Source organism: Sphingobium sp., assembly GCF_035511395.1.
Taxonomy (GTDB): domain Bacteria; phylum Pseudomonadota; class Alphaproteobacteria; order Sphingomonadales; family Sphingomonadaceae; genus Sphingobium.
Genome location: NZ_DATKFP010000024.1, coordinates 1 through 10,776 on the forward strand (window position 1 = coordinate 1; position 10,776 = coordinate 10,776).

Annotated in this window: 10 protein-coding genes; 8 read left to right on the forward strand and 2 right to left on the reverse strand. The window is 61.8% G+C overall.

Translation table 11 applies throughout. The features are described from left to right. Positions 1 to 1,241 (forward strand): TonB-dependent receptor domain-containing protein (locus tag VMR39_RS01075; protein WP_325413506.1); only part of this gene is annotated, 1,241 nt, incomplete at its 5' end. Between the two features lie 390 nt (positions 1,242 to 1,631). On the opposite strand, the gene VMR39_RS01080 is transcribed toward VMR39_RS01075, so the two are convergent. After that, positions 1,632 to 1,757, reverse strand: a complete 126-nt coding sequence (locus VMR39_RS01080; RefSeq protein ID WP_325413508.1) for a hypothetical protein — start codon at positions 1,755 to 1,757, stop codon at positions 1,632 to 1,634. 142 nt (positions 1,758 to 1,899) lie between these two features. Between VMR39_RS01080 and VMR39_RS01085 the strand changes: the two genes are divergently transcribed. From VMR39_RS01085 to VMR39_RS01115, 7 genes are all read left to right on the forward strand, one after another. Then, a complete protein-coding gene (locus tag VMR39_RS01085) occupies positions 1,900 to 2,586 on the forward strand; it encodes a hypothetical protein (protein WP_325413510.1) in 687 nt (228 codons plus the stop codon). A 225-nt stretch (positions 2,587 to 2,811) separates the two neighbouring features. Further along, complete coding sequence (locus tag VMR39_RS01090; RefSeq protein ID WP_325413512.1) at positions 2,812 to 3,309, forward strand: nuclear transport factor 2 family protein; 498 nt, start codon at positions 2,812 to 2,814, stop codon at positions 3,307 to 3,309. Between the two features lie 28 nt (positions 3,310 to 3,337). Further along, positions 3,338 to 4,093 (forward strand): SDR family oxidoreductase, encoded by a 756-nt coding sequence (locus tag VMR39_RS01095; RefSeq protein ID WP_325413514.1) that lies wholly within the window; start codon positions 3,338 to 3,340, stop codon positions 4,091 to 4,093. Positions 4,094 to 4,479: 386 nt separating this feature from the next. After that, positions 4,480 to 4,956: an RNA polymerase sigma factor gene (locus VMR39_RS01100; protein WP_325413516.1), complete on the forward strand. Its 477-nt coding sequence runs from the start codon at positions 4,480 to 4,482 to the stop codon at positions 4,954 to 4,956. Continuing rightward, positions 4,953 to 5,879 (forward strand): FecR family protein, encoded by a 927-nt coding sequence (locus VMR39_RS01105; protein WP_325413518.1) that lies wholly within the window; start codon positions 4,953 to 4,955, stop codon positions 5,877 to 5,879. The genes VMR39_RS01100 and VMR39_RS01105 overlap by 4 nt, the downstream gene beginning before the upstream one ends. A gap of 83 nt (positions 5,880 to 5,962) precedes the next feature. Then, on the forward strand, positions 5,963 to 8,854 hold the full coding sequence (locus VMR39_RS01110; protein ID WP_325413519.1) for a TonB-dependent receptor: 2,892 nt from the start codon (positions 5,963 to 5,965) through the stop codon (positions 8,852 to 8,854). Between the two features lie 14 nt (positions 8,855 to 8,868). Next, positions 8,869 to 9,993 carry an alkaline phosphatase gene (locus VMR39_RS01115; protein ID WP_325413520.1) on the forward strand — a complete coding sequence of 375 codons (1,125 nt, stop codon included), beginning with the start codon at positions 8,869 to 8,871 and terminating at the stop codon, positions 9,991 to 9,993. Positions 9,994 to 10,170: 177 nt separating this feature from the next. Here VMR39_RS01115 and VMR39_RS01120 read toward each other — a convergent pair whose 3' ends face one another. Further along, positions 10,171 to 10,761, reverse strand: coding sequence for an EthD domain-containing protein (locus tag VMR39_RS01120; RefSeq protein WP_325413522.1), 591 nt, complete (start codon positions 10,759 to 10,761; stop codon positions 10,171 to 10,173). Positions 10,762 to 10,776 lie beyond the last annotated feature (15 nt).

Genomic DNA, 10,776 nt, shown 5'->3' on the forward strand with positions numbered 1-10,776 from the left:
CGACCCGCGTGCAGCAGACAAGCGATGCATTCTTCTTCCCGGTTTCGCCTGAGGAGAGCCAGGCGGTGCTCGGAGCCTTGCCCTATCTGCCGATCAGGGCGAACATCGGCGTGCCGGTCGATACTACGACTTGGTCCTTCAATGGAAACCTCCGCTATCGCAATGGTCCGCTGTCGATCGAGGGCGGCGTGCGCTACACCATTATCAGGGCGAACCAGACGAGCCAGCTGTCGCTCAGTTCACCGGGCAATTTCCTGGCCTGCCCAAATTTCGGCTGCACCGCCTTCACCGTTCCCCCTTATGAAATCATTCCGGCCGCTCTTCAGCGCCGGACCTACAAGCCGCTGACGGGTGGCCTGACCATCAGCTATCAGATCATGCCGACGCTGAACGTCTACGCGGCTTATGGCCATAGCTATCGCGCTGGCAGTACCGGCGTCGGCGTGCCCGATGGGGTCAGCAGCGACCTGATCCAGACGCGGCCGGAAAAAAGCGACTCCTTCGAGGCCGGTGTGAAGGGCAGCTTCGCCAATCGGCGCTTCAGCTACAGCCTTTCGGCCTATTATCAGAAGCTGGACAATTATCTGAGCCGTTTCACCAGCATCTATTATCAGTCCTTCGTCGCGGCGCCGCCGACCGGATTCTATGATTTCAACTATAATGCCGATGCCAAGATCAAGGGCGTCGAAGCGTCGCTGGACGCCCGCGTGACCCGTGACTGGGACTTCGGCGTCAGCGCGGCCTACACCAAGGCGCGCTATGACAATGCGCTGGTGCCGTGCAACGACTATGATGGCAGCGGCGTGCCCAACCAGAATGGCCAGCCGGCCGTCCAGGGCACAGGCAATGTCAGCTATTGCGTTTCGAACGATCGACTGTCCGACGTGCCTGACTTTAGCCTGACGGCGAACAGCGAGGTCCGCGTGCCAATGGGTGCGGTGACGCCGTTCGTGCGGGCGCTGTTCACCTATCGCCCCGGCTTTTATTCGCAGCGGGCCGATTATCATTATCGCGATCGCGAGATGCTGAACCTCTTCGTCGGCTTCCGTACCGAGGATCAGCGATTCGAACTGACGGCGTTCGCGAAGAATCTGCTGAACCAGAAGCGGATTACCAGCATCGGTCTGGGCAATGCCGCCTACGCGACGGCGACGGGTGCTTACCAGCTCGATTCCGGCTATCGCCTGGTAAATGTGATGAACCCGCGAGAGTTCGGTCTGACGGGCAGTCTTCGCTTCTGATCCTTCGCGGTCGCGCAATGGAGGGCTGGCGTCATCCGCCAGCTCTTTTGCTTGCGCACAATCTATGAAATATTAATACGCAAAACACGATATGTTACTATGAAAATGTGTTGGTATGCGGCATATAATAATTAGCCGGCGATGGTGTCGATTGTAAACATGTGGGCTGCAAATCGGATGGAAAGGGCGTAAAGATGTGCGGCCGAGACGCGATCGCGGCTGGGTGCGTGACGGCCGGGCCGCCATTTTCCGCGAGGCGGCCGCTGGCGACCGAGACCGTGCCCGACCCCTTGCCGAAGTCGGATCAGGTGATGGTGGAGGTCGCGCATTCGGGCATTTTGCGGCTCCGGCCGGCATTGGCGCAAAGCGCCCATATGTCGTCCGGCCTGATTATGGGATAGCATCCTGCCGATCGTCGTCTTGGGCAAGGAAATGACGATCCGCCACAGCCAGGCGTTTGGCGTGCGCGATTGCTAGGCGGTGATCGATGACCTTGCCAAGGGTGAGATCGTCCACCGGCCGATCCACAATCGACCGTCAATCTGGGCGGACTGCCCCACGCCTTTGAGGCGCTGTGGCCGAAGCCGCTGGATTGCAAGGTCTGATCCGACCCTGACCGGCGCGGCGAAGGATGGAAGAACAGCGAACGGAGACTGAAATGGCGACTGTGCCTAGCATGGATGAACTGCAGGGCGCCCGCTCGATGGGGCATATGGCACTGCACTACAAGACTCCGGAAGAAGGCCCGTTGGCGGCGCGGTTGCTGGAGATGCTGGGCTATGTGCTGACCCAGGATCTGGTGCTGCCGTCGGGTGCGCATTTCTATCGCTTCGTGGTCGATTCCCGGCACCAGCCACGCGGTGACGGCATCGTCTATCTGTCGCTGATGCCCGATGCTCAGCGCGACCTGATGCAGGCGATCCATGCGGCGCTGCATGTCGGCACCGACCATGAGCATCCCGCGGTCGTCGCCATGCGTGAGAGGATGAATGAGGATCCAGAATATAGCTTCCACTATGGCACGCTGCTGGAAAGCCTGGAGGATCTGGAAGCCATGTTCGTCGCCCTGGAGGAGGCGAACAGCCATGATCCTGAACTCAAGGACCGGCTGCGGCTGGTATATAATAGGGCGCTGCCGGGCACGCCCGACGTGGATGCCCGGCTCGACGCATCGCCCATCTATCGCGACGTGACCCGCTATGCCTATGGCAAGAATGGCGTGCAGGCCTTTCTGGAAACCGACATATTGTCGAGCGGTATGCTGGGCGAGACGATGATGCTGGAGTTCGACTATGTGTTCCCCGGCTATTCCAGTCATGTACTGTCCGTGGTGGAATGGGAATAAGGCGAGGCGCGACGACCTTGCGTCGGATGTCGGCAGCTACATGGCGAAGTGTCCAATTGATCGCAGCACTCCCTCGCTGCGGATGCCCTTAAGTAACCGGCGGACGGCGTCGGATAAATACGCAAAATACCTGTAACTAGCAAAATAACATTTGATTTGCGTATATGGTATGGCCTAACGCGAGAATGGGTAGCCGCGGCAAACCGGCGGGAAATGGAGAAGGGCATGTCCATCAGCATCGACGATTTGGCCGCAAGGCTTCAGGCGCTGGAGGACAAGGAAGCGATTCGCCTTCTCAAATCGCGCTATCTGCGCGCATGCGACCTGAAGCAGCCCGACATTGTGCGCGACTGCTTCCTGCCCGGCGACGTCCGCATCGACTTTCAGGGATTTCCGCTATTTACGCAGCGGGACGCCTTCGTCGCGACCTATGAAAGCATGGCTTGCCAAGGCGGCGTTTATGATCTTCATCATGCCAGCAACTGGGACATCAGCCTGAGTGGGCCGGACGAGGCGAAGGGGCTGTGGTCGCTCAATTTCCGGACGATCCTGACCGGTCCGCGTCACGTCACCCGCCTGTCCGTCGAATATGAGGATGTCTATCGCCGTCAGGATGGGCGTTGGTGGATCGCCGAGAGCGTCAGCCGGGTGACTTCGGTACTCACCGAGCAGATTGGCGAGGACGGATCGATCTCCGTTCTGGCTTCAGGCGCGCCGCAATAGTTGCGTTAGACCAACAGGAGTGGGCGCGATGATTGATTATGGGTTGCAGGGCAAGGTGGCGCTGGTAACGGGCGCGGGGGGCGGCATCGGTCGGGCCGCCGCCCTGGCCTTTGCGCGATCCGGTGCGATGGTGCTGGTAAGCGACGTCAATGACGAGAATGGCGAGGCGACCGTGGCGTTGATCCGTAAGAAGGGCGGCACGGCTGCCTATCAGCGGTGCGATGTAAGCGATGGGGCACAGGTCAAGGCGATGGTCGCGGCCGCAGTCAATCAGTTCGGGCGGCTCGACTGTGCTTTCAACAATGCGGGGATCAATTCGGTCGCGCTGGACGAATATGAGGATGTGGTCTGGGACCGGGCGATTTCGGTCAATCTGAAGGGCGTGATGCTATGCATGCGTGAGGTCGCCGCGGTGATGCTTCAGCAGGGCGGCGGTTCCATCGTCAACACCGCGTCGATCAATGGCGTCGTCGGCAATCCGGCGCAGCCTGCCTATACGGCGGCGAAACATGGGGTTGTCGGCCTTACCCGGCATGGCGCTCTGCGCTGGGCCAAGGCCGGGATTCGCGTCAACGCAGTCTGCCCCGGTGTCATCGACACGCCCATGACGGCCCAGGCAGTGGCCAATCCGCAGGCGCGCGCGATGATCGAATCCATGACTCCAATGGGCCGCATGGGTCGGGCCGAGGAAATCGCCGAAGCCGTCGTATGGCTTTGTTCCGACGCAGCGAGCTTTATTACCGGCCAGCCCTTGCTGGTCGATGGTGGGGTGACGGCGATTTGAGGCAGGCAAAGGCGCGCGAAGCGTTCGGCTGGCGCTGGCATCGGGAGGGTGTCGACAGCCTGGAGGCTCCGCCGATCTTTGGCGAGGGGCGGGAGATCATTCCCTGACAAGCGGGCAAAGGAGGCGCGTCTCCGGAATCCTGAGGGGCCGCGAGTAGCCTGAGAGGAACAGGCCATTATTGTTCGGGTTGAACCTGCCGAAACTTTCCCGTTTTGTTTTGCCCTTCAAGAGAAATGAGAGTCTCGCGAAAAGCTCCGGGCGAACAGATATCGATTTCATTGCTGTGCAGCATTGTCATCTAATTGCAACGGCCTGGTCATTAAATTGACTATCGTTAAACTTAGATCGCCCTGCCCATGGGCGATCATCCTATTGAACAGACTCAAATGCCACCCCGGCGGCTATGGGCTGGCTGGGCCAGCCTGCTCGCGCAGGTCGAGCGGATGACCCGGCGGACCGACAGTGAGGATCTGTTGCACGATGCCTATGTCCGCATGGCAGCCCGTCCCGAGCGGCCTGACAATGAGGAAGCCTTTCTGGTTCGGGCGGCGGTCAACCGGGCGCGCGACAGCTATCGTCGAGAAAAGGTGCGCGGGCCGGCGACCGATGAGGATGCGCTCGCGCTGCTGCGCGACGGTGCGCCATTACAGGATGAGGCGCTGATGGCGCAGGCGCGGCTCCGGCGTGTGTCGGAAGGGATTGATCGCCTGCCGTCGCGGACGCGCGAGGTGTTCCTGCTCCAACGGATCGACAATCTCAAATATCGCGAGATTGCCGAACGGCTTGAAATAAGCCAGAGCGCGGTCGAGAAGCATATGGCCAGGGCGATGACCTTCCTTGGCGAATGGACGAAGGATTGGTGAGCCACGACATGTCCGGTGAGCGCCCCATAGCGCGGACCGCCGCCGAGTGGATTGCGAGACTCAACGCGGACGGACGGACGGCGGACGACGAGCAGGCCTTTCGCTCCTGGATCGCCGCCGACCCCGCGCATGCGGTCGATTTCGAGCGGGCGACCGATATCTGGGAGCTGGCGTCCGGAACTGATGCGACGACGCGAGCCGCGCCCGCGCGCAGTCTGTCGCGACGGCGGATGCTGGCTGCCTGCGCGGGTACATTGGTCGTGGGCGGCGGCGGTATGGCCATTATGCAGACCGCCTATGCCGGCACTCGCTATCAAACGGGCATTGGCGAGCAGCGCCATCTGACCCTGGCGGAAGGATCGTCGCTCTTTCTCGACGCTGATACCGATGTGCGGGTGCTGGCGAGTACCAGCCGGCGGCGCCTGTGGCTGGAGCGTGGGCGCGTGGCACTGACCGTCAAGCCGGCGGCTGCGCCCTTTGCAATCGATGCTGGCCGGGGCAGTTTCGTGGCCGGCAGCGGCCGGTTCGACGTGCGGCGCGATGCCGATGACAAGCTGGCAATGACGGCGTTGGTCGGCCAGGCCGAGGTGGCGATCGGTGGCGGGCAGCGCAGCCTGTCCACCGGGCAGCGCATCCGCACCGTTGCCGCCCACGCGGTGCAGGTCGATCGGCCGGAGGTCGAAATAACCCAGGCTTGGCTGAACGGCCGAGCGGCCTTTCATAACGATCGGCTGGATGTCGTGGCGACGGAGGCCAATCGCTACAGCCTGAACCGGCTGGTGATCGCCGATCCGCATACCGCCGCCCTGCGGGTGAGCGGCATGTACCGGATGGGCGACAATGTGGCGCTGGGGCAGGCGCTGTCACAACTGCTGTCCGTGCCGGTTCGACAGGTTGGCGACCGGGTGCTGTTGGGCGGTTGAAAAAAATCTTTGGGGCCGGGGTGGGGTAAAATCCCGCTGGCGCGTCGGGGAAGCGCGGTGCCTTCTGCCGCTGTCCACGGGGGATGATCGTGACCGTTTCTGCTTCGCGCAATTTGCGCCGTTCTCTGGTGCTGGGCGCCGCTCTTGCTGCCTTCTGCGCCGTTCCGGCTCAGGCGCAGCAGCGCCAGGCGACCGTCCAGATCGCCGGGCAGTCGCTCGGGACTGCGCTGGAGGCGCTGGCACGTCAGACCGGCACCGATATATTGTTCGCGCCACAACTGGTCGTGGGCATGAGCGGCCCGTCGCTGAGCGGCCGGATGGACGCGATGGCGGCGGTCGAACGGCTGATCCAGGGCAAGCCGCTGGTGGTGCGGCGCCAGGGCAATGGCGCGCTGCTGATCGTTGCGGCGCCCGCCCGGCCGCAGGAAACGGTGGCCACCGGCGGCGGTGAAGTCGCGCCCGACATCATCGTCACCGGCTATGCGGCCAGCCTGTCCGGCGCGCTCGCCGAAAAGCGCAAGGCGACCAATGTCGTCGACGTGGTCAAGGCCGAGGATATCGGCAAATTCCCCGCCCAGAACATCGCGGAGGCGCTGCAACGCGTGCCGGGCGTGTCGATCGTGCGCGACCGCGGCGAGGGCGTGTTCGTCCGCATCCGTGGCCTCGGCGCCAATTTCCAGGTCGTCACCCTCAATGGCCGGTCGGCCGCGGTGAATGAGAATGTGCGCGACAGTGGCCAGAGCGGCCGCCAGTTCCGTTTCGACACGCTGCCGTCCGAACTCATGTCGGCGGTCGAAGTCATCAAGAGTCCCCGCGCGGATCTGGCCGAAGGCGGCATCGGTGGTATTGTCAATCTTCAGACCTTCCGCCCGATCGACCTCAAGAAGCCGGTGCTGGCGTTGTCCGCCACCGGCAGTTCGCCGCGCCTGGCCGACACGGTCGATCCGCGTCTGTCCGGCATGGCCAGCTGGGTCAATGACGAAGGCACGTTCGGCGCGCTGATCGCGGCGGTCTATGACGAGCGCACCACGCGCCAGGACCGCATTACTGGCGTCGGCTGGGCCGACGGGCGGATCGACGCCGACGGCGACGGTATTTTGGACAACGAAACCATATTGGTGCCGACCAGCACGCGTCCGACGCTGGAGCGGGAAAATCGCAATCGCATCGGTCTTAATGGTGCGATTCAATGGAAACCCGACGACCGGTTCGAACTGAATGTCGACGGCCTCTGGAGCCGGCTCAATATCGACTATGATGAACTGACCTATTCGACCGATTTTTCCGCTACCACGCCGGGCGCGATCGTGCCGGGCACGGCGGTGATCGAAAATGGCGTGCTGACCGCTGCGACCGTCACCACATCGACCCAGATCGGCCGCGAGACGTCGCGCCTGGAATATGAGAATTGGTTGATCGGGGCGAACGCCAGATGGTCGGCCAATGGCTGGACGATGACCGCAGACGCGAGCTTGGGCCGCGCCTATTCCAATACGCCCACACCTATTTATCGTACCCGGCTGCTCGGTAGCGTCGGCCAGGTCGCCTTCGACTATGGCAAGGTCGGCGAACGCCTGCCGAGCCTCAATTTCCTGACGGCGGACCTGACGGAATCGACCACATTGCCCGGCCGCCGGATCGAATATCGCGTCAATGACTCGCTCGATCGCCAGCGGGCAGCGACCTTCGACGTGACGCGGGAACTGAACGGCATGGTTCAGGCGCTACGCTTTGGCGCCAAATATGAAAAGCGTGACCGCACCTATAATCGGCGCGATATCAACTTCACCAGCGGCATCGCCGGCCGGCGTTTCGACGACAGCTATTTCGAAGCCTTCCCCGTCGACGATTTCCTCAGCGGCGCGGGCGGCAATCTGCCGACCAGTTGGGTCATGCCCGATCCCGATCGTTTCTGGGATGCCGCAACCGGCAAGGAAGCATTGCTCGATGCCGATCTGACCCGCGGCGACCGGCGCAACAGCTATGCGATCGATGAACGGATCATCGGCGGCTATGGCATGGCGGAGTTCAGCTTTCCGCTGGGCGGCGTAACGATCCGGGGCGATGCGGGATTGCGCTATGCCCATACCCATCAGACATCGTCGGGCTATGCCGACAATGGTTCGGCGGCGCTGCCCGTCAGCTTCGAGCGCGACTATGACAATGTCCTGCCGTCGCTGAACCTGGTTGCCGAATTCACGTCGAACCTGCAAATGCACCTTGCCGCCTCCAAGGTCATCACGCGTCCCTCGCTTGCGGATCTGGCGCCGCGCCTGACGATCAATTCCAACCCCACGGTGCTGACGGCGGTGGGCGGCAATCCGGAATTGCGGCCGTTCGAGGCCTGGCAATATGACGGCACGGTCGAATGGTATTTCGCGCCGGGCAGCGCACTGATTGGCGGCGCCTTCTACAAGGACATTACCAGCTTCGTCTTCCAGCAGACCCGCAATTTCGACCTGGACGGACAGACCTATCGTCTGACCGCGCCGCAAAATGGCGGCAATGCCTATGTCGCGGGAATTGAGATCGCCTATCAACAGCTGTTCAAGATGCTGCCGGCGCCGTTCGATGGCCTCGGCTTCCAGGCCAATTACACCCATACCAAGAGCAAGGGCACCTATGCCCTGTCGGACGGCGCCACATTCCGCGACGACCTGACCGACGTGGCCGGCGACAGTTTCAACCTCACCGCCTTCTACGAAAAGGGACCGATCGGTGCGCGGGCAAGCTATAGCTGGCGTGGCAAGGTACTGCGCGATGTTGGCGGCGCGGGCCTGGCCGCCAATAATGACGCTGCCTTCGGCAGCCTCGATTTCGATATTTCCTACAAGGTCACGCCCCATGTCACATTCGTGGTGCAGGGTATCAACGTGGCCGGCGGCGTTCAGTGGCAATATGTCCGCGACGATCGCTTCGCAGGCTATACCGACTATGGCACCACGCTGATGGCCGGCGTGCGGGCCCGTTTCTGAACGGAAGGACGGCGATGATATTTCGATCGATCAGGATCATGATGGCGGCGGGTGCGATGCTCGCCGCTGTTCCGGGGCACACCCAGGCCCCCGCCGAGCCGCAGCGGGCGCGCAACGTCATCCTGTTCCTCGGCGATGCCGGCGGCGTGCCGACGCTCAACGCCGCGGGCATCATGGCGCATGACCGGCCGCAATCGCTGTTCATACAGTCGATGCCGCATGTAGGCCTGTCTGACACGTCCGCACTCGACAACTGGGTCACGGATTCGGCGGCGGGCATGACCGCGATCATGACCGGACACAAGACCAATAGCGGCATGGTGTCGGCCCTGCCCAAGGCGGATGGCACGATTACCCCGGTCAAGAGCTTCCTGGAATATGCCGAGCAGCGCGGGCTTTCCACCGGGGTCGTCACCAACATGCCGATCTGGGACGCGACCCCGGCCGCCTGCTTCGCCAATGTCGCCAACCGTAAGGACAAGGACCAGATTTTCCGCCAGATGTTGGCGCCCCGCTTCGGCAATGGCGTCGACATATTGATCGGCAAGGGGCAGGCCGATGCGGTTGCATCCTTTGCGAAGGATGGCACGACGCCGCAACAAGCCTTTGCCAAGGCCGGCTACCGCTTCGGCGATGATCCGGCACTGGTGAAGGACGCCGGCCGGGCGGCGGTGCTGCGCGACGCCGATTACGCACCGATCCCGGCGGTCGAGGCGACGATCGGCCAGTTGGCGCGCAATTCCAAGGGCTATTTCCTGATGGTCGAATGGGACATGCATACCGACAAGCCGGAAAATGGCCTGAAGCATGTGATCGAGATGGATGACTTGATCCGTCGTATCAGCGCGATCGTGGGCAAGGACACGCTGATCCTGTTCACCGCCGACCATAGTTTCGGCCTGCGCATGAGCAGCGGCAAGCGCAATGCACCGATGGCGGAGCAATATGCAGCTGCCGCCGCCAAGCCGGGGATGACGGTCGCCAGTAATCCGATCATTGGCGTCGAGGACAATCATACCGGCGAGGAAGTGATCGCTACTGCTGCGGGACCAGGCGCCGATCAGGTTCATGGTTTCTTCCCCAATACAAACCTGTTCGATATTCTATTGAAGGCGATGGGTTGGAAGAAGGACGACTGATACCGAGGGCAATGGTTGGAAACGTTCGGCAGCAAATATCTGAACGATAATGTTTTGACCTTCGATATGTTGATCGGGCCTACCCTGGACGCTTTTACAGCGGAATGCACTCTCGAATGGCATATGGACCAGACCCGCGCACGATGGCCCGGTGCGCGGCTCTGCAATGCTCTTCCTTCAATCGAGATGATGGAAATCGAATTGCGATGTGGGAATGATGTCGATGTGATTGAAGTCGATAAAGCCTGCGCAGCTTTGCATCATCGCTTCCAGATTGGCGGAAAGCTTTTCGGCATCGCCAATCGCGTCGAAAAAAGCATGCGGATCCGTCATGGCCTCCAGCGAAAAACATTCTTCGACAAAGGCATCATAGGCAGGGGCATCGTCCGTCAGCGGCTTGACGATGAGGTTCTGGACATATTCGCAATTAGCCTGCGTCTCGATTGCCACGCGCGTATGGTGAGAATGCCAGTGGTCGATTGCCGCTTCGCGCGTCATGTCGGGACGGAAGCTGATAAAACTCGCCTGACTCCACCCTGGGCTGCGGCTCGGTTGGGTCAATGCGGGACGGGCTTCCGGGCTGATGATCGTCGACTCGCACACCAACCATGCAGCGAAGCGCGCGCTATGAGAAGCGAGCGCCGCATCCACCTCTCCCCGGAAGCGCCGGTTGCTCGAAGGCATCCAGAACTGAACCAAGGCAGCCTGTTGCGGCGCCTGCCATTGCTGGTTGAGTTGTTCGGCCGCTGCCACCGCCTCATCGCGCATGTTAAGCCGGATTTT

Excerpts from the sequence above, each read along its gene's own strand:
- VMR39_RS01085 (WP_325413510.1), top strand. The coding sequence starts at position 1,900 with ATGGCGACTGTGCCTAGCATGGATGAACTGCAGGGCGCCCGCTCGATG.
- VMR39_RS01090 (WP_325413512.1), top strand. The coding sequence starts at position 2,812 with ATGTCCATCAGCATCGACGATTTGGCCGCAAGGCTTCAGGCGCTGGAG.
- VMR39_RS01095 (WP_325413514.1), top strand. The coding sequence starts at position 3,338 with ATGATTGATTATGGGTTGCAGGGCAAGGTGGCGCTGGTAACGGGCGCG.
- VMR39_RS01100 (WP_325413516.1), top strand. The coding sequence starts at position 4,480 with ATGCCACCCCGGCGGCTATGGGCTGGCTGGGCCAGCCTGCTCGCGCAG.
- VMR39_RS01110 (WP_325413519.1), top strand. The coding sequence starts at position 5,963 with ATGATCGTGACCGTTTCTGCTTCGCGCAATTTGCGCCGTTCTCTGGTG.
- VMR39_RS01115 (WP_325413520.1), top strand. The coding sequence starts at position 8,869 with ATGATATTTCGATCGATCAGGATCATGATGGCGGCGGGTGCGATGCTC.
- VMR39_RS01120 (WP_325413522.1), bottom strand. The coding sequence starts at position 10,761 with ATGCGCGATGAGGCGGTGGCAGCGGCCGAACAACTCAACCAGCAATGG.